Source organism: Rhodococcus rhodnii NBRC 100604 (assembly GCF_001894925.1).
In the GTDB taxonomy this organism is placed as follows: domain Bacteria; phylum Actinomycetota; class Actinomycetes; order Mycobacteriales; family Mycobacteriaceae; genus Rhodococcus_F; species Rhodococcus_F rhodnii.
In genome coordinates, this window is sequence record NZ_BCXD01000018.1 from 16,829 (window position 1) to 33,967 (window position 17,139).

Here is a 17,139-nt window from a genome sequence, read left to right on the forward strand (position 1 = left end):
GCCGATCAGTCGCTCACGAGGACGCAGCGTGCACCGGTGTAGATCGTCGGCATGCACTTGTTGCAGTGGATGCACAGCGACCGGGTCTTCGGCTCCGCCGCGATGCGATTGATCAGGTCCGGCTCACGCAGCAGCGCGCGCGCCATCGCGACGAACTCGAAGCCCTCGGCCATCGCCGTGTCCATGCCCTCGCGGTCGGTGACGCCGCCGAGCAGCATCAACGGCATCGAGACCGCGTCCCGGATCTGCCGCGCCGACTCGAGCATGAACAGCGGCTTGTACGGATACTCGTGCAGGAACGCCCCGCCGACAACGCGCACACCCAGCTTGATCGGCTGCTGCATGACCTGAGCGAACTCGGGGATCGGGGCGTCGCCCTTGAACAGGTACATCGGATTGAGCAGCGAGCTGCCGATCGTCAGCTGGATCGCGTCGAGCGAGCCGTCCTCCTCGAGCCACCGCGCCACCTGGATCGCCTCGTCGAGCCAGAACCCGCCGGGCACACCGTCGTCCATCGACAGCTTGGCGACGATCGCGAGCTTCCCGCCGACGGCCTCACGCACCTCACGCGCCGTCTCACGGACGAGCCGCGCTCGATTCTCGAGCGAACCGCCGTACGCGTCGGTGCGCTTGTTGAGCTTGGGGCTCAGGAACGAACTCGCGAAATAGTTGTGGCCGAAATGGATCTCGACGGCGTCGAAGCCCGACTCGGCTGCGAGCATCGCGGCGGTGCCGTGTGCGATGCGGATCCGTTCGATGTCCGATGCCGACGCTGCATGCACCGACCGCATCGCGAGCGGATTGAACATGCGCGACGGCGCGAGCGCGCGGTAGCCCGTCAGCCGCTGATTGCCGACGGGGCCTGCGTGCCCGATCTGCGCCGATGCCGCGGCGCCCTCGGCGTGGACGGCGTCGGTGAGGCGGCGCAGTCCCGGCACGGCGTCGGGCCGCATCCAGATCTGGTCGGCCTCGGTGCGGCCCTCGGGCGCGACGGCGCAGTACGCGACGGTCGTCATCCCGACACCGCCCGCGGACGGCGCGCGGTGGTACTCGATGAGGTCGTCGCTCACGAGCGCGCCGGGGGTGCGTCCCTCGAACGTCGCGGCCTTGACGACGCGATTGCGGAGCGTCAGCGGGCCGAGTTTCGCGGGGGCGAGGACGTCGGGCACCGTCATCGGCCGCTCCGATCGAATCGGATCGGACTCGGATCCTGGCGGTAGGTCATCGGGATTCGACCCGCCTCGATCTCCTCGTCGATCTTCGCGTGCAGGACGCCGCACGTGGGCTGCCATCCGCCCGGCTCCTGATCGTGCGTCAGCTGCGGGCACACGGTGCGCGCGGGCCACTGGACGCTGGTGTGCTCGTCGCTGAACTTCTCGACGAGAACCGCTGTCCCACAGCCGCACGTCACGGTCGTGGGCCCGGCGGAGGCCGGCAACCGGCGGGAATCGACATCACTGGTCATGCGATCTCCTTCATGTCCTCGGGGGCCCAGAACGCCCGCATGGACGTGATGAGCAGGTCGCCGTCCGGGCCGGGCTCGAACGTCATGACGTCGATCGGCTCGACCTCGTACGTCGCACCGCCCACCGTCGTGGTGACGCGGAACGAGAACGCGGCGCCGCCCTCGGTGGCACGGACGGACAGCAGTTCGGTCGCCCGGCTCGCCTGTTCGAGCGGCGCGTAGAACTCGGTGATGGCCGCGCGGCCCCGGACCGGCTCGGAGCCGACCGGATCCTCGAGGGTTCCCTCGGGGGCGTAGAGCGCGGCGATCTCGGCGGCGGACTTCGACGCGACGGCGTCGAGGTAGCGTGCGACGGTGGCCCGCTGCGCATCGAGAGTGGTGGTCTGCGTCATGCGTCACGACGGTAGTGGCGCAGCCCACACGCTGCCGCCGATCTTCCCGCACAGTGGAAGAACGCGGCCCCGCCGTTGGGCCGCCGAGGTTGTTAGGCTTTCGCAAATGGGCGAATCCGATGATCACGACACCCGGGACGGCGACGCCGTCCCGAGCTATCCGCCCCTGCCCGTGACGAGTTGGGCAGTGCTCGGCATGCTCGCGTTCGGCGAGGAACTGTCGGGGAACGACCTCAAGAAGTGGGCCGACTGGAGCATCGGATTCTTCTACTGGAGCCCATCGGTCAGCCAGGTGTACGGCGAGCTCAAGAAACTCGAGAGCATGGGCCTCGTCGCGTCGCGGACGATCAGCGAAACCGGTGTGCGCGGCCGCCGGGTGTACGCCGCGACGAGCGAGGGTATGGACGCCGTCCGCGCGTGGGTGCGCGACGCGCCCGTCGAGATTCCCGTGCTCAAGCACGGCGTCATGCTGCGGATCTGGCTCGGCCATCTCAGCGATCCGGAGCACCTGAAGTCGTTGGTACGCGCCCACATCGAGAACATGGAGCAGTTGCGCGCCCGGGCCGCGCTGCACGCCGATCATTCGACGCGCGAACCCGGCTGGGCGTTTCCCCGGATGAGTCTGCGGTGGGCGCTGCGCTACTTCGAGGCCGAGATCGAGTTGTCCCGGGCCCTGTTCGACGAGATCGACGAGGCCGCAGAGCAGTTCGCCGCCGCCCGAGTCGACGGTACGGGGCTGCTGGCACCGCAGGTGCCGGGCAGCTGGCGCACCGTCGAGGATGTCGTCTCGGGGCTGACGCGGGGCTGACCCGCGCACCGGCTCAGGCGGAGTGCGCGCGGGGAGCGCTGGGCCAGCCGCGACGGCTCCCGACCGCGGGAGCGACGCCGACGAGCTGTTCGCGGTAGTCGTGCCAGATCCGCGTCGCCGCTGCGCGCACGGGGTTCGTGAGCCGGTGATCGAACGGCATCGCACGGATCGGTCCACACAGCGAGATCGCGGCGACGGCCTCCTCTGCAGGACCGATGGGCGCAGCGATACAACCGAATCCGCGCAGCGACTCCTCACGCTCGAGCGCGATTCCTCGCTCGCGTATCTGTGCGAGTTCGGGATCGGCGGTCTCGCGGCCCGCGAGCAGCACCTTGCCGACTGCCGTACGGCGAGCCGGCCGCCTGCCGCCCGACCTGGTCGGGACGGAGCCGCCGAGCCGGCCGCCGATCTTCTCGAGGTACACGATGTCGGAGCCGTCGAGAACCGCGAGATGCACGACGTAGCCGGTCATCCGGTGCAGCTCGTGCAGGGTGGGCATCGCGGCGGTGTGGACGCGGTCCTGCGCGAGAGCGAGCGATCCGAGCTCGATGAGGCCCATGCCGAGTTCGTAGTCCCGGCCGCTGCGGCGTAGCCACCGCATCTGCACGAGCTGGTCGAGCATGCGGTGGGCCGACGAGCGCGGCAGGCCCGTGCGACGGACGACGTCGGACAGGGTGAGGCGGCCGGGGCCGTCGAACGCGTTCAGGACCGAGGAGACCCGATCGAGAACGGCGGTGGGGGCTGTGGGGTGCGGGGCGAGCGACTCGACACTCACGACATCTCCTTGCTGTTACCGAACGTCACCAACACTTCGACGTGGCTATTTCTAATCGAAATAGTGACACGTTCCACGCGAAATGTGAAGTGGATCACGAAACAAACCCCGCGACCCGTTTCCGGATCGCGGGGTTCGTGGCACAGCGGAGCCACCCCGGAGGGGTACGGGTCACATCGCGGCGAGCGGCTCGCTGCCCGACCAGTCGTGGCCCCAGTAGCTGTCGGCCGTGATCTCCTCGGAGCTGTAGTGCGCCTCGTCGACCTTCGTGCCCTCGGTGCCGAACTCGATGTCCCAGCCGCCGGGTGCCCGCACGTAGAACGAGATCATCTTGTCGTTCGTGTGACGGCCGAGAGTCGAGGACACCGAGAAGCCGTCCTTGACGACGCGATCGAGGGCCTGGCCCACGGCGTCGAGCGTGTCCACCTCGACCATGATGTGGATCAGGCCCGGAGCACCCGCGTGCGGCGCGGGGATCAGCGCGAGGCTGTGGTGGCGCTCGTTGATGCCGAGGAAGCGCAGGCGCACGGGCCCGACCTCCGGCGGCGTCGGGATGCGGAAGGCGCCGCGGGGCAGGAATCCCAGTACGTCGGTGTAGAACTCGAACGAGGCGTTCGGATCCATCACCGGGAGCACCGCGTGGCCGAGGCCCTGCGAACCCGTGACGAACTTCGCGCCGAACGGCGTCACCACCGGCGAATGATCCAGCACCGCACCGTGGAAAACCTCGAGGGCGGTCCCGTTCGGATCCTGGAAGGTGATGACCTCCTCGACGCGACGTGCGTCGGCTTCCTCGACCGACAGCGGCTTGACGGCCACGCCGGCCCGCTCGACGGACTCCCGCACCCGCTCGAGGGCGGCGTGATCGCGTACCTCCCAGCCGATTGCGACGATCTCGTCTGTCTCGCCGGGAACCACGACGATGCGCGACGAGCGCTCGTCCATGCGCAGGTACAGGGCGTCGGGATCGGGTCCCGAGCCCTCGGCGAAGCCGAGGACGTCGAACGCGAAGGTGCGCCATCGGTCCATGTCGTTGGTCTGGACCTTGACGTAGCCCAGTGCCTTGAGGTCTGTCATGTTCTTCTCTTCCTTCGTGCGCGAAATCTGCTGTCGAAGCGGCGTTGTGTCAGATCATCATTCGCAGTGGCCCTTCCGGGTCTACGCCGAGCCTTGTCAGCGAGGACGCGTGGAACACGGTGCCGGGCACGTGGATCGCATGGTGCAGGCCGGCGTGTGCGTCGCGCCAGAAGCGCTGCAGCGGCTTGTCCATGCGCAGGGCGTTGCCGCCACAGCGCGGGTACACCTTGTCGATCGCGTTCACGGCGCGCCAGGCGGCCTGGACCTGGGTGCGACGACCCTCGGCACGCTGTCCGAACGTGGGCGTCTTGCCCGAGTCGACGAGATCCCACATGCGATCGACGTTGGCCAGCACCGTGTCCCGTGCGGCGAGCAGGTCTCCGGTTGCCTCGGCGAGGGCGTACATGGTGTACGGGTCGTCCTTGACGCGGGAGCCCTGCGCGTTGATCCGGTCGCCCTGGTACTCCTCGGCGCAGCGGAGCATTCCCTCGGCGATGCCGATCGTCGCCGACGTGATGCCGAGCGGGAACATGGTGGACCACGGCATGAGGTAGAGCGTCTCGGTGCGGCCGTACTTGCGTACCGCCGTCCCGTCGATCACCTCGTCGCAGTCCATGACGCGGTAGTCGGGGACGAAGGCGTTCTCGACGACGACGTCCTTGGAGCCGGTGCCGCGCAGCCCCATCGTGTCCCACGAATCCTCGATGATGCGGTAGTCGCTACGAGGAATGATGACGTGGAGCATGCGAGCGGGCTCTTCGGGACGGCCGTCCGGGGTGCACGCGAGCGCACCGAGGAACGCCCAGTCGCAGTGGTCGGTTCCCGACGAGAACTGCCAGCGGCCGGAGAACGTGTAGCCACCGTCGACCGGGACGCACAGGCCGCCCGGCATGTACGGCGACGCCATCCAGGTGTTGTCGTCCTCGCCCCAGACTTCCTGCTGGGCACGGGGATCGGCGAACGCGAGCTGTCACGGGTGCACGCCCACGATGCCGTGGACCCAGCCCGCCGACGGGTTGAGTGCGGCCGTCGCCATGACGGTCTCCGCGAATTCGCGCGGATGAACCTCGGCTCCGCCGTACTCCTTCGGCTGGAGCATCTTGATCGAGCCGGCTTCCTTCATGCGCTTGGCCGTCTCGTCGGCGAGCTTGCCGATCCGCTCGGCCTCCTCGCCCTCGGCGAACAGCTCGGCCGACATCGCGTCGATGCGGCCCAGGACTTCGTAGCTCATCTCGGGTGTGCTTTCTCTCAGACCTCGGTCGAGGTGATGGTGCGTCCGGCGGCGAGGTTGTCGTCGACCTCTTTGCGCCAGTTGGCGACGGCCCGGGTCGTGTCGATCTCGAACTCGAACCGGTTGGTCATGTCGTCGGCCACGTCTGCTGCGTCCACGTAGAACTGCTTGTACCAGCGACGGAGCTGGTAGACCGGGCCGTCCTCCTCGGACAGCAGCGGATTGTCGATGGGGGCCTTGTTCTTCCAGATGTCGACGTCCTGCTCGAAACCGAGCTTGACGCCCTCCGCGAACTGTTCGGCCATGGCTTCCGACTGCTCGTCGGTCATGCCCGGGAGCTTCTTGACGATCGCGCCGTACTGCAGCACGAACTCGTTGTTGCTCACGGGGTAGTGGCAGTTGATGAGGACGGTGTTGATCGTCATCCCGTTGGCCTGCGACTCGAGCCAGTCGATCATGTACGACGGGCCGAAATATGTCGCCTCCGAGGCGAGTTCGGCGTTCGGATCGTCGTAGTTGGTGCCGACGATGACGTCCTCACGTCCCGTCGAGCGCATGTACTGGGTGGCGGTGTGTCCTTCGAAGACGTTCTTGAAGTAGCGCGGGAACGAGTAGTGCACGTAGAAGAAGTGCGCCATGTCGACGACGTTGTCGACGATCTCGCGGCAGTGCGAACCCTTGATGCGGATCGACTTCCAGGACCAGTCGGTCCACTCGTCGGTGCCGTATCCCTCGATGTGGGGGATCGTGACGTCCTCGGGCGGCGGGTTGCCCTCGGGATCGTTCCAGACGTAGAGCTGCCCGTTGCGTTCGAGCGTCGTCCACGCCTTGGTGCGTGCGAGCGGCGGAACCCGGCGGGCGTAGGGGATGTCGGTACAGCGTCCCTTGCCGTTCCAGCGCCAGTCGTGGAAGGGGCAGGCGATCGAGTCGCCTTTGACGGTGCCGTGGGCGAGGTTGCCGCCCATGTGCCGGCAGTACGCGTCGAGGACGTTGAGCTTGCCGGTGCTGTCGGCGAACACGACGAGGCTGGTGCCGAAGACGTCGATCTGGTGGGGCTTGCCGTCGGCGAGATCGCGGGTCAGGCCGAGGCAGTGCCACCCGCGCGCGAAGCGCGAGGGAGCCGCGGCGGCCTCGATCGTGCGGACCTCGATGGTCTCGTCGGTCGCGTCGTGGGATTCGCTTCCGGGGCGAGTGGACAATTCGGTCATTCGGGTCCTCCGTGTGCCGGCGGGGTCTGTGATTCACCTCATAGTCGTGGTGCAGTGCCGTCGGCGAAACGGGCGTTCCCGCTGGATGGAAGGGGATGCGGCTCCGCGGAGCGCCTACACGAGTACGAAGCCGAGGGCCGCCACGGCGATCGTGACCCCCACGGAGCCGCAGGCGTACATCACCGCGAGGCCGAATCGCCGCCGCTGCATCAGCCGCACCGTCTCGAAGGACGCCGTGCTGAACGTCGTGTATCCGCCACAGAACCCGACCCCGAGCAGGGTGAGCCAGGTGTGCGCGATGTCGCCCTCCAGCGTCATCGCGGTCAGGACGCCGAGCAGCAGCGAACCGCTCACGTTGATCGCGAAGGTCGCCCACGGAAAACCGACCTTGGTCCGAGCGGCGATCACGCCGTCCACGACGGACCGGCACACCGCGCCGAGCGCGCCGAAGAGTGCGACGCCGAGGACGGTGATCATCGCAGCCGCCCCCTCGCCATCGCGCCCGCCGCGACGATCCCCGCGGCCGTCGCGACGAACCCGCAGCACACCGTCGCCACCGTGTAGCCGAGCGCGACGCCCGGCGATCCTGCGCGGATCAGGAGCATCGAGTCGACAGCGAACGCGCTGTACGTCGTGAACGCACCGAGAAAGCCCGTGCCGCACGCGAGCCGGACGCGGCGTCGCCACCCGGTGTCGGTACCGGCGACGGTGAGGGTCTCGAGCAACGCGCCGAGCACGAAAGCGCCGACGAGATTGACGGTGAACGTCGCCCACGGCCATGCGCCGCCGGAATCGAGCGCGATGCCGACGCCCCATCGGGCGACCGATCCCAGGGCGCCCCCCGCGAACACGAGCCCGATCGTCTCGGGCCGGACGTGGGGCGGGAGCGAATCCGGGTCGAACGGAAGACGACGGGCGGACCACACGGGCGCACTCCTTCCCTGGATCGGAAAGGAACCATCAGCCGGTGTCGGCGGTTCGGGCCGCGCCGGCCGCCGACGCGGCCGACAATCGAACCCTGGCGGGATCCATCGCCGGAGCCAAGACTAGCGGGCACCACGACCGATGCACGTGAGCCACGACCGACGAGGAGAACGGTGGCCGAGAAATTCCCCACATCCACGCACGAGCCCGGTGTGCGCACCGTCTATCTCGCCCGGCACGGGGAGACGGGGCTCAACGCCGAAGGCCGGATCCGCGGCCTCGCCGATCCGCCGCTCGACGACGTCGGCGTCGCCGAGGCCGGCCGCCTCGCGGAGGTGCTGGCGGAGGTCGCGCCGAGCGTCGTCGTCACCGGGCCGCTCGAACGCGCCGTCGCGACGGGGCGGGCGATCGCCGACGCCGCGCGGGCGCCGCTGCTCACCGACGAGCGGCTCAACGACCGCGACTACGGCGAGTGGACGGGCGCTGTGCGCGCCGAGGTGATCGAGCGGTTCGGCAGCGTCGACGCCGCGCCCGGAGTCGAGCCGCGAGGCGACCTCGACCGGCGGGTGCTCGCGGCGTTCCTCGATCTCGTCGACGAGTTCGACACCGAACCCGTCGTCTTCGTCTCGCACGACGCCTTCAACACGACGCTCATCGGCATGATCGACCCGAGCCTCGGTGACGTCCGGCAGCGGACGGCGTGCTGGAACCTGCTGCGCTACCGCGACGGCCACTGGATCGTCGAACTCTACGATCAGAAGCCCTGACGCACGGTTCAGCTCGTGGTCTGCTTCGCCTTGTCGTGACTGCCCGGTCCGACGTGCGCCTCGTCGCGCATTCGCGCGATCATGTGCGGGTAGTGCAGCTCGAATGCGGGACGCTCGGAGCGGATGCGCGGCAACTCGGTGAAGTTGTGCCGCGGCGGCGGGCAGGACGTCGCCCATTCGAGCGAGTTGCCGTACCCCCACGGGTCGTCGACCGTCACGACCTCGCCGTACCGGTACGACTTGAAGACGTTCCACAGGAACGGCAGCGTCGAGGCACCGAGCACGAACGCGCCGATCGTCGAGATCGTGTTGAGCGTCGTGAACCCGTCCGTCGGCAGGTAGTCGGCGTAGCGGCGCGGCATACCCTCTGCGCCGAGCCAGTGCTGCACGAGGAACGTCGCGTGGAACCCGAAGAACGTGAGCCAGAAGTGCCACTTGCCCAGGCGTTCGTCGAGCATGCGGCCCGTCATCTTCGGGAACCAGAAGTAGATGCCGGCGTACGTCGCGAACACGATCGTCCCGAAGAGCACGTAGTGGAAGTGCGCGACGACGAAGTACGAGTCGGTGACGTGGAAGTCGAGCGGCGGGCTCGCGAGGATGACGCCGGACAGACCGCCGAACAGGAACGTCACGAGGAAGCCCAGTGAGAACAACATGGGTGTCTCGAAGGTCAACTGGCCCTTCCACATCGTGCCGATCCAGTTGAAGAACTTCACACCCGTGGGCACGGCGATGAGGAACGTCATGAACGAGAAGAACGGCAGCAGCACTGCGCCCGTCGCGTACATGTGGTGCGCCCACACGGCGATCGACAGCGCCGCGATGGCGATCGTCGCGTAGACGAGGCCGCTGTAGCCGAAGATCGGTTTCCGGCTGAAGACCGGGAAGATCTCCGACACGATGCCGAAGAACGGCAGCGCGATGATGTAGACCTCGGGGTGCCCGAAGAACCAGAACAGGTGCTGCCACAGCAGTGTGCCGCCGGTCGCGGGGTCGTAGATGTGCCCGCCGAGATGGCGGTCGTACCAGAGCGCGAGCAGGGCGGCCGTGAGGATCGGGAACGCCAGCAGGATGAGGATCGATGTGATGAAGATGTTCCACGTGAAGATCGGCATCCGGAACATCGTCATCCCGGGTGCCCGGAAACAGATGATGCTCGTGATGAAGTTGACGCCACCGAGGATCGTGCCGAGACCGGACACGCCGAGCCCGAGGATCCACAGGTCCGCGCCTACGCCGGGGGAGTGGATCATGTTCGTCAGCGGCGAGTACGCCGTCCACCCGAAATCGGCGGCACCCGTCGGCGTGACGAACCCCGCCATCGCGATGAGCGCGCCGAACAGATACAGCCAGTAGGAGAACGCGTTGAGCCGCGGGAACGCGACGTCCGGTGCGCCGATCTGCAGCGGAACGATGTAGTTCGCGAAACCGAAGACGACCGGCGTCGCGTAGAACAGCAGCATCACGGTGCCGTGCATCGTGAACAGCTGATTGAACTGCTCGTTCGAGAGGAACTGCAATCCCGGGCGGGCGAGCTCGGCGCGCATGAGCAGCGCCATGAGCCCGCCGATGAGGAAGAACACGAAGGTCGTGACCAGATACAGGATGCCGATCTGCTTCGGATCGGTCGTGCTGATGAGCCGGTAGATCGCCGAGCCCTTGCGGCCCACGCGGGGCGGATACGGCCGCTTCGCCTCGATCGGACGTACACCGGTAGCTGTCATGAGCGTCGCTCCGTACTCGCGGGACGGGGATGCATACGCACGGCAGGGCACGGAAAACCGGCCCACACCGGGTGACTCACAGTGTGCGCCACACCCGACGCCCCGGTGAGTGAATCGGCGCGTTCGGTCCGATTTCGGTGTTTACGCAGCTGACATGCGGGTTATCCGGATCTCACCATTCGTGCTCGAAGCGAGGTTGACATGACCGATCGCACGCCGCATCCCACCGAACGACACGTTCCGAAACACGAGGCGAGGCACGACGAGGCGGGCCATCCCGTCGCCGACGATCTCCGCCCCGTCGATCACCGCCCCGTCGATCACGGCGGCGAGACGACCGCCCACCCGCGCGGCGGACGCGTCCACATTCCGCGCTCGCGCGGTGCGTTGAGCGGGCTGCTGCTCGTCGTCGCCGGCGCGTGGGGTGCGCTCGCGCCGTTCGTCGGCCCGCTGTTCGACTTCGGCTTCACGCCGCGGGAAGCCTGGACGTGGACGACGGGACGCGGCTGGCTCGAAGTGCTACCCGGCGTCGTGTGCGTGCTCGGTGGGCTGTTCCTGCTCTTCAGTCGCAATCGCGTCACAGCGATGTTCGGCGGCTGGCTCGCCGTCGCCGCCGGAGTGTGGTTCGTGATCGGCCGTCAGCTCGCGCAGCCGTGGGGCCTCGGCGATCCCGGGGAGCCGGGCGGGTCGTCGCCGTGGCTGCGAGCTCTCGAGGACATCGCGCTCTTCTCCGGGCTCGGCGCGTTGATCGTCTTCCTCGCGGCGGGAGCGCTCGGACGGCTCTCGGTGCGCAGCGTCCGCGACATCAGGGCCGCCGAAGTGCGGCATCGCACCGACATCGAGTGAGCGTCATGCGTCGTAGGCGATGTTCTCCACCGGGGTCCCGGACTCGAGCAGCAGGTCGACGGTCTCGCCGACCATGACGGGTGAGCCGCACACCAGCACCTGCTGGTCGACGAACGCCCCGTACGACGCCACGATCTCGCCGGGCTCGCCCACGACGATGTCGTCGGGCGCGAACGTCGCGGCCGAGCTCAGTTCCGTCGCGCGGCGGACGTGCTCGTAGAACGGGTCGTGACGTTCGTCGCGGCTGCGGACCACCGGAATCACGGTGAGCCACGGCAACTGCTGCACGAGCAGGCACAGCATGTCGGCGGCGTAGAGATCCTGCGGCGTGCGATCCGCGGCGAACAGGAACACCTTCGGCTGCCGCTCGCGGGCGGCGAGGTCGAGCAGCAGTGCGCGCATGGGGGCGAGGCCCGTGCCGTCGGCGATCATGACGACGTCGCCGCCGTTCTCGTCGACGGCGAGGTCGCCGCGCGGATCGCGGATCGTCCACGTGTCACCGGGGCGCGTGTCGGCGACCATCGCGCCACTCGACTGCCCGCCGGGCACGGAGCGCACGTGGAACTCGAGCTTGCCGTCGCGGGACGGCGGCAGCGCGGGGGAGAGCCGTCGCCACGCTCCCGGCGCCTGCGGCACACCCACCTCGACGTGCTGGCCCACCGCGAACGGCACCGGTCCGCCGATCAGCCGGACGACGGCGGTGTCGTCGCGAAGCCGATGATGCTGGACGACCTCGGCCTGCCACTGCTGCACGAAAGCTCCTTCGCCGTCGGATGAGGGGATCTCGCCGGATGACGACATCGCGTCAGAAGAGGGGATCGTGGGAGACGACGTCGGGCGGCGTGCCCGCAGCGCGGAGTGCGTACAGCGTCGTCTTGACCATCGACGGCGAGCCGCTGATCTGGATCTGCCGGTCCGCCCACGAACCGAAACTCGCGACGACCTTGCCGATCGGGCCGTGCAGCCGCTGGTGCAGGCCGGGCGGGACCTCGGCGGGCGGCGTGGTGTTCCACCACGGATCCTCGTCGTGCTCGGCGACGGGGACGACGGTCAGCCACGGATTGCTCATCGCGAGATGCCACAGCGTCTCGAGGTCGTACAGGTCGCGCGGATAGACCCCGCCGACGAACAGGTGCACGCGCGGGTTCGTGCCGCGCATCGCCATGTCCATGATCTGCGCGCGCAGCGGCGCGAGCCCCGTCCCCTGCGCGATCATGAGGACGTCGCGGTTCGCGTCGAGGTCCACCGCGAGGGCGCCGAGCGGCGCGCCGATTCGCCAGCGGTCGCCGACCTGCGTCTCGGAGACGATCGCGGGGGAGACCCATCCGCTCGGGACACGGCGCACGTGGAACTCGATCTGCCCGAACGGATTGGACGGGATCGCGGGCGAGTAGTAGCGCCACAGTCCCTGGCGTTGCGGGATCTGCACGCTGACGTACTGGCCCGCGTAGTACGGCATCGGCTCGTCGATCTCGAGCCGGACGATCGCCAGATCGTCGAGACGGCGTTCGTGGGCGACGACGGTCGCGTCCCAGAACGCGGGCAGCTCCTCCTCGTCGGAAGCGTCCGCCATCGTGCCGACGATGGTGCCGACGACCTCGCTCCATGCGGCGTCGACGGTCGGCGTCCACAGCAGGGTGACGAGCGAGCCGCGCAGCGACTGCAGCAGTGCGCGGCCGCCGGCCTCGTAGTGCTCGCGCGCGACGCCGTACTTGCGGTGATCGCGGCCGAGCTGACCGAGGAAGGTCAGCATGCGGTCGGGCTGCTCGACGTTGTCGAGGACGTAGCGGATCGCGGTGAGCATTCGGTGCGTCTGCGCCTCGAGGTTCGCGGGGAACAGCAACCTGAGCTGAGGATTCTCGGCGAAGAGGTTCGCGTAGAAGGACTGCGCGAGGTGGCTGTCCCAGTCGGGCCGGGCCGCCATGTCCTTGTACGTCGCGCGGACGCGCCGCAGGGTGCGGTCGTCGAAGATCGGGTCGGCCACCGCTCCCCCTTTCGGCTCGCTGCGAGTCCCGGCGGGCTCGTGGCGCCGAGTCTAGCGACCGGCTTTCGCGAGCCGGAGATCGTCGACGACCTGCCGCACCATCCGCAGCGACGCGGCGTCGAGAACGTTGCCGAACTCGATGACCCGGACCTGCGGTGCGAGCCTGTCGCGGAGCTGCGCCATGCCGCTCGGGATCACGACGACGTCGATGCCCTGCAGGCTCGCGTCGGTGGTGTCGGCGAGCATCACGATATCGGTGAGCCCCGCCTGATCGAGCGAGTCGCGGACGCTCGCCGCCTGCTCGTCGTTGTGGTACCAGAGGCCGACATGCTGCCCGCGGGGCACCTGCGCGATCTCGACGAGCGTCCGCACGTGCGGTGCGACGACGAGGCCGACGACGTCGGTCGTGGGGCCGCGGAGCAGCGACCGCACCTCGGTGAGGTGGAAGAAGGTCGTCAGGACGAGGTCGACGTCGATCTCCTGCGGATCGAACTCGCCGAGCACGAGCGGCGTCACGGGCAGCTCGAGTTCGCGGGCGATCTCGTCGGCGAACGCGCGTGCGCGGTCGGGATTGCATTCGACGAACGCGACGGTCGGCTTCGCGTCGACGACGCGGATCGCGATGCCGGTGACGAGTTCGCGCACCTCGGCCGGCGACAGCCCGAGTTCGAGGCATTCGCGTGCCGCGCGTTCGAGGATCTCGCGTGCCTGGTCGCGGGTCGCCGACGACGTCCGTGCCCGCTCGCCGCCCACGACGATCATGCCGTTGCGGCCGCGCGGCTCGATGAGCCCGGCCGCGCGGAGCTCGCCGTACGCGCGGGCGACGGTGTTGCGGTTGATGCCGAGGTTGTCCGCGAGCATCCGCGAACCCGGCAGCCGGTCGCCGTCGCGAAGCTGGCCGAGCTCGATCATGAACGTCACCTGGCCCACGATCTGCCGATAGATGGGGACGTCGGAGTGCTCGCTGACGTGGATGCGGGCGGTCATGCGACGGTCTCCCTCTCGAACATATGTCACAGTATGTTGCGCGGTCGAATAGGCAATATTAGCGCATCGAGGACATACATCGCTTGCGTGGCGAGAATTGGCATAGGACACTGAGGCCTATGGGCACCGACAGCTTCTGGGATGACGTCGATCGGCATCTCGTCCGCTACATTCCGTCGTTCACGCCGCGCATCATCGAGCGCGGCGCGGGCTCCTACGTCTACGACGAGGACGGCAACGCGATCCTCGACTTCACGTCGGGCCAGATGAGCGCAGTCCTCGGCCACGCGCATCCCGCCATCGTCGAGGCCGTGAGCGAGTCCGTCGCGACACTCGACCACCTCTTCAGCGGCATGCTGTCGCGGCCGGTGGTGACGCTCGGCAAGCGGCTGTCCGACTCGCTGCCCGAGAACCTCACCAAGATGCTGCTCGTCACGACCGGCGCCGAGTCCAACGAGGCCGCGATCAAGATGGCCAAGCTCTACACGGGCGGCTACGAGATCGTCTCGTTCGACCGCTCGTGGCACGGCATGACGTCGGGCGCGGCCGCAGCGACGTTCTCGGCCGGCCGCCGCGGCTACGGGCCCGTGCTGCCCGGCAACCTCACGCTGCCGACGCCCAACGCGTACCGCTCGCCGTTCCGCAATCCCGACGGCTCGCACGACTGGAAGACCGAACTGGAGTACGGCTTCTCGATCGTCGACACCCAGTCGACGGGGTCACTCGCCGCAGTGCTCATCGAGCCGGTCCTCTCCTCGGGCGGCATCATCGACCTGCCGCTCGGTTATCTCGCCCGACTGCGGGAACTGTGCGACGAGCGCGGCATGCTGCTCATCCTCGACGAAGCCCAGACCGGACTCGGCCGCACCGGCACGATGTACGCGTTCGAGCGCGACGGGGTGGCGCCCGACATCCTCACGCTCTCGAAGACCCTCGGCGCCGGGCTGCCGGTGGCGGCCGTCATGACGAGCGACGAGATCGAGAACGTCTGTGCCGAGCGCGGATTCCTCTTCTACACGACGCACGCCGCCGATCCGCTCGCGGCGATCGTCGCGAACGCCGTGCTCGACGTGATCGAACGCGACGGCCTCGTCGAACGTGCGGCGAAGCTGGGCGATCAGCTCACCGAGCGGCTCGTCGGGATGCAGAACCGGTTCGACGTCGTCGGCGACGTGCGCGGCCGTGGCCTGCTGCAGGGCGTCGAGTTGGTGCTGGACAAGCAGACTCGTGAGCCGGCCGACGAGCTCGGGGCCGTCGTCACGAAGGGCTGCCTCGAGCGCGGCCTGCACATGAACATCGTGCAGCTGCCCGGGATGGGCGGCATCTTCCGGATCGCGCCCCCGCTGACGATTTCGGAGGACGACCTCCACGCCGGCGTCGACATCCTGGAGGAGTCGCTCCGCGCAGCGTTGTGATCCGAGTTCTCCACCTGCGCCACATCCCCTGCCTTGGTGGCGCAATGTCAGTGTGTGCATCTGACGCACACTCTGTGACATTGCGCCCACGGGGCCGGGCGGATGCGGGTAGGAATCGAGGCATGACCACCGATGCCGATACCGTTCCCGCCGATACCGCACCGCGGTCGATCGCGCGCAACCTGCTCGCCGCAGCCTTGATCTTCGCCGGGCTCAGCCACCTGTTCTGGGCGCGCAAGGATTTCCAGGCGCAGGTCCCCGACTGGGTTCCGATGGACAAGGACGGCGTCGTCATGGCGTCGGGCGGCGTCGAGATCATGCTCGGCGGCGGCCTCGCGATCGCCAGGCGTGACCGCGTGCGAGTGGGCCGCATCGCCGCGCTGTTCTTCGCGGCCGTCTTCCCCGGCAACATCGCGCAGTGGCAGGGGCAGCGCGACGCATTCGGCCTCGACACCGACCGCAAGCGCTTCGTACGTCTGCTGTTCCAGCCGCTGCTCATCCTGTGGGCACTGTGGTCCACCGGCACACCGAAGGTGCGTCGCTGAGGCGATACTCCTCGAACGTCGTCGCACCCGGCCTGCGGTAGAGTGCCGCCATCGAAGGAGCGGGGGGACGCGATGGCCGAACTGAAGCTTGACGACGGCACGATCGAGGAGTGCGTCGTGATCTGCGAACGCATGCTGGACAAGTTGGAGCAGGCGAAGCTACGGACGATCGATCTTCGGAACACGGGGGGGTTCGGGACGCTACCGTCCGCCGAGCAACTGGCCGCTGGCTACAGTCGCAAAGCCGATGACGTCTTGGAGACTGTACTGCGATACATCTCGGCGGTCGAGGCGATGCGCGACGCATTCCGGGCCGGCGGGCTCGCTTATGCAGAGTCGGACAGCGCAGTGAGCGCGGCCCTGCGTACGGTGGGCGGGCCCGTTTCATGAAAGTGGTAGTCCGAGTTGCGGTCGCGGCGACAGCTCTAGGACTGACGGCGAGTTGTGGGCCTGGCCCCGCTGAGGAATCGCTGCCGACATCGACGACCGAAATCGAGGCGCCGACTCGTGAACCGCGTCACGTGGATGGTTCCGATCGGCCCCAGGTGGCCTTCGACCCGTGTCTCGATATCCCCGACGAGGTGGTGACGTCGATGGGATTCCGTGCCGACACCGAATCGTCCAACGATTTCGCTCCGGACACCTACACGTTTCTCGTGTGCGGGTGGCTGGGTGAGGGGCGCACCTACAGCCTGAGTGTCCGGTCGGGAAACGTCACGTTCGCGGAGCAGGTCGAGCAGGCTGCCGCCTATTCGCGCCCGACGACGGTGGCAGGGAGAGAGGCCATCGCGGTCGCCGATACTGGGTCGACCGGTGAGTGCTTCATCTCCGCTCCCACCGATTACGGGATCCTCAACGTGTCGCGTATCGACAACCGGATCCGTGAGCGCGGTGCCTCCTTCGAGCAGCGTTGCGACGGTATCGAGGAATTCGCGGAACCGATCTTCGCGCTGTTGTGAGCAACCGGCTCGGCTCGCACCTCACCGATGGC

Annotated in this window: 19 protein-coding genes, 1 pseudogene and 1 riboswitch; of the genes and pseudogenes, 7 read left to right on the forward strand and 13 right to left on the reverse strand. The window is 68.1% G+C overall.

Features of this window, described 5'->3' with window-relative positions:
• Positions 1-5: 5 nt before the first annotated feature.
• The 3 genes from RR1_RS14080 to RR1_RS14090 are packed head-to-tail and all read right to left on the reverse strand — an operon-like array spanning position 6 to position 1,857.
• A complete protein-coding gene (locus RR1_RS14080) occupies positions 6-1,175 on the reverse strand; it encodes an NADH:flavin oxidoreductase (RefSeq protein WP_010838166.1) in 1,170 nt (389 codons plus the stop codon).
• Positions 1,172-1,465, reverse strand: coding sequence for a hypothetical protein (locus RR1_RS14085; protein ID WP_010838165.1), 294 nt, complete (start codon positions 1,463-1,465; stop codon positions 1,172-1,174). The genes RR1_RS14080 and RR1_RS14085 overlap by 4 nt, the downstream gene beginning before the upstream one ends.
• Complete coding sequence (locus RR1_RS14090) at positions 1,462-1,857, reverse strand: nuclear transport factor 2 family protein (protein ID WP_010838164.1); 396 nt, start codon at positions 1,855-1,857, stop codon at positions 1,462-1,464. Before RR1_RS14090 ends, RR1_RS14085 begins: the two co-directional genes overlap by 4 nt.
• A gap of 106 nt (positions 1,858-1,963) precedes the next feature.
• Here RR1_RS14090 and RR1_RS14095 point away from each other — a divergent pair, with 106 nt between their 5' ends.
• A complete protein-coding gene (locus tag RR1_RS14095) occupies positions 1,964-2,665 on the forward strand; it encodes a PadR family transcriptional regulator (protein WP_010838163.1) in 702 nt (233 codons plus the stop codon).
• 13 nt (positions 2,666-2,678) lie between these two features.
• On the opposite strand, the gene RR1_RS14100 is transcribed toward RR1_RS14095, so the two are convergent.
• The 6 genes and pseudogenes from RR1_RS14100 to RR1_RS14125 all read right to left on the reverse strand — a co-directional run bounded on the left by RR1_RS14100 (position 2,679) and on the right by RR1_RS14125 (position 7,882).
• Positions 2,679-3,440: an IclR family transcriptional regulator gene (locus tag RR1_RS14100; RefSeq protein WP_010838162.1), complete on the reverse strand. Its 762-nt coding sequence runs from the start codon at positions 3,438-3,440 to the stop codon at positions 2,679-2,681.
• 171 nt (positions 3,441-3,611) lie between these two features.
• Positions 3,612-4,517, reverse strand: a complete 906-nt coding sequence (gene bphC, locus RR1_RS14105; protein ID WP_010838160.1) for a biphenyl-2,3-diol 1,2-dioxygenase — start codon at positions 4,515-4,517, stop codon at positions 3,612-3,614.
• 49 nt (positions 4,518-4,566) lie between these two features.
• Positions 4,567-5,748: pseudogene (locus RR1_RS14110) on the reverse strand (acyl-CoA dehydrogenase family protein).
• Between the two features lie 17 nt (positions 5,749-5,765).
• Positions 5,766-6,956: a 3-ketosteroid-9-alpha-monooxygenase, oxygenase component gene (locus RR1_RS14115; protein ID WP_010838157.1), complete on the reverse strand. Its 1,191-nt coding sequence runs from the start codon at positions 6,954-6,956 to the stop codon at positions 5,766-5,768.
• Positions 6,957-7,070: 114 nt separating this feature from the next.
• The gene (crcB, locus tag RR1_RS14120) at positions 7,071-7,433 is read right to left on the reverse strand and encodes a fluoride efflux transporter CrcB (protein WP_010838156.1); all 363 of its coding nucleotides are present in this window, start codon (positions 7,431-7,433) and stop codon (positions 7,071-7,073) included.
• Positions 7,430-7,882, reverse strand: coding sequence for a fluoride efflux transporter FluC (locus RR1_RS14125; RefSeq protein WP_010838155.1), 453 nt, complete (start codon positions 7,880-7,882; stop codon positions 7,430-7,432). Before RR1_RS14125 ends, crcB begins: the two co-directional genes overlap by 4 nt.
• Before the next feature lie 18 nt (positions 7,883-7,900).
• Positions 7,901-8,001, reverse strand: a riboswitch (Fluoride riboswitch).
• A gap of 52 nt (positions 8,002-8,053) precedes the next feature.
• On the opposite strand from RR1_RS14125, the gene RR1_RS14130 reads away from it, so the two are divergent.
• Positions 8,054-8,647, forward strand: a complete 594-nt coding sequence (locus RR1_RS14130; RefSeq protein WP_010838154.1) for a histidine phosphatase family protein — start codon at positions 8,054-8,056, stop codon at positions 8,645-8,647.
• Between the two features lie 8 nt (positions 8,648-8,655).
• On the opposite strand, the gene ctaD is transcribed toward RR1_RS14130, so the two are convergent.
• Positions 8,656-10,371 (reverse strand): aa3-type cytochrome oxidase subunit I, encoded by a 1,716-nt coding sequence (gene ctaD, locus RR1_RS14135; protein WP_040773100.1) that lies wholly within the window; start codon positions 10,369-10,371, stop codon positions 8,656-8,658.
• A gap of 201 nt (positions 10,372-10,572) precedes the next feature.
• Between ctaD and RR1_RS14140 the strand changes: the two genes are divergently transcribed.
• Positions 10,573-11,217 (forward strand): hypothetical protein, encoded by a 645-nt coding sequence (locus tag RR1_RS14140; protein ID WP_051111154.1) that lies wholly within the window; start codon positions 10,573-10,575, stop codon positions 11,215-11,217.
• Positions 11,218-11,220: 3 nt separating this feature from the next.
• Here RR1_RS14140 and RR1_RS14145 read toward each other — a convergent pair whose 3' ends face one another.
• The 3 genes from RR1_RS14145 to RR1_RS14155 all read right to left on the reverse strand — a co-directional run bounded on the left by RR1_RS14145 (position 11,221) and on the right by RR1_RS14155 (position 14,188).
• On the reverse strand, positions 11,221-12,018 hold the full coding sequence (locus RR1_RS14145; protein WP_010838150.1) for an FAD-binding oxidoreductase: 798 nt from the start codon (positions 12,016-12,018) through the stop codon (positions 11,221-11,223).
• 4 nt (positions 12,019-12,022) lie between these two features.
• Positions 12,023-13,141 carry an FAD-binding oxidoreductase gene (locus RR1_RS14150; protein ID WP_040773130.1) on the reverse strand — a complete coding sequence of 373 codons (1,119 nt, stop codon included), beginning with the start codon at positions 13,139-13,141 and terminating at the stop codon, positions 12,023-12,025.
• 111 nt (positions 13,142-13,252) lie between these two features.
• Complete coding sequence (locus RR1_RS14155; RefSeq protein ID WP_010838148.1) at positions 13,253-14,188, reverse strand: GntR family transcriptional regulator; 936 nt, start codon at positions 14,186-14,188, stop codon at positions 13,253-13,255.
• A gap of 119 nt (positions 14,189-14,307) precedes the next feature.
• On the opposite strand from RR1_RS14155, the gene RR1_RS14160 reads away from it, so the two are divergent.
• The 4 genes from RR1_RS14160 to RR1_RS14175 all read left to right on the forward strand — a co-directional run bounded on the left by RR1_RS14160 (position 14,308) and on the right by RR1_RS14175 (position 17,107).
• Positions 14,308-15,603, forward strand: a complete 1,296-nt coding sequence (locus RR1_RS14160; protein WP_010838147.1) for an aspartate aminotransferase family protein — start codon at positions 14,308-14,310, stop codon at positions 15,601-15,603.
• Positions 15,604-15,725: 122 nt separating this feature from the next.
• The gene (locus RR1_RS14165) at positions 15,726-16,148 is read left to right on the forward strand and encodes a DoxX family protein (RefSeq protein ID WP_010838146.1); all 423 of its coding nucleotides are present in this window, start codon (positions 15,726-15,728) and stop codon (positions 16,146-16,148) included.
• A 72-nt stretch (positions 16,149-16,220) separates the two neighbouring features.
• A complete protein-coding gene (locus tag RR1_RS14170) occupies positions 16,221-16,538 on the forward strand; it encodes a hypothetical protein (protein ID WP_010838145.1) in 318 nt (105 codons plus the stop codon).
• Complete coding sequence (locus tag RR1_RS14175) at positions 16,535-17,107, forward strand: DUF3558 domain-containing protein (RefSeq protein ID WP_071990734.1); 573 nt, start codon at positions 16,535-16,537, stop codon at positions 17,105-17,107. The genes RR1_RS14170 and RR1_RS14175 overlap by 4 nt, the downstream gene beginning before the upstream one ends.
• The last annotated feature ends 32 nt before the right edge of the window (positions 17,108-17,139 follow it).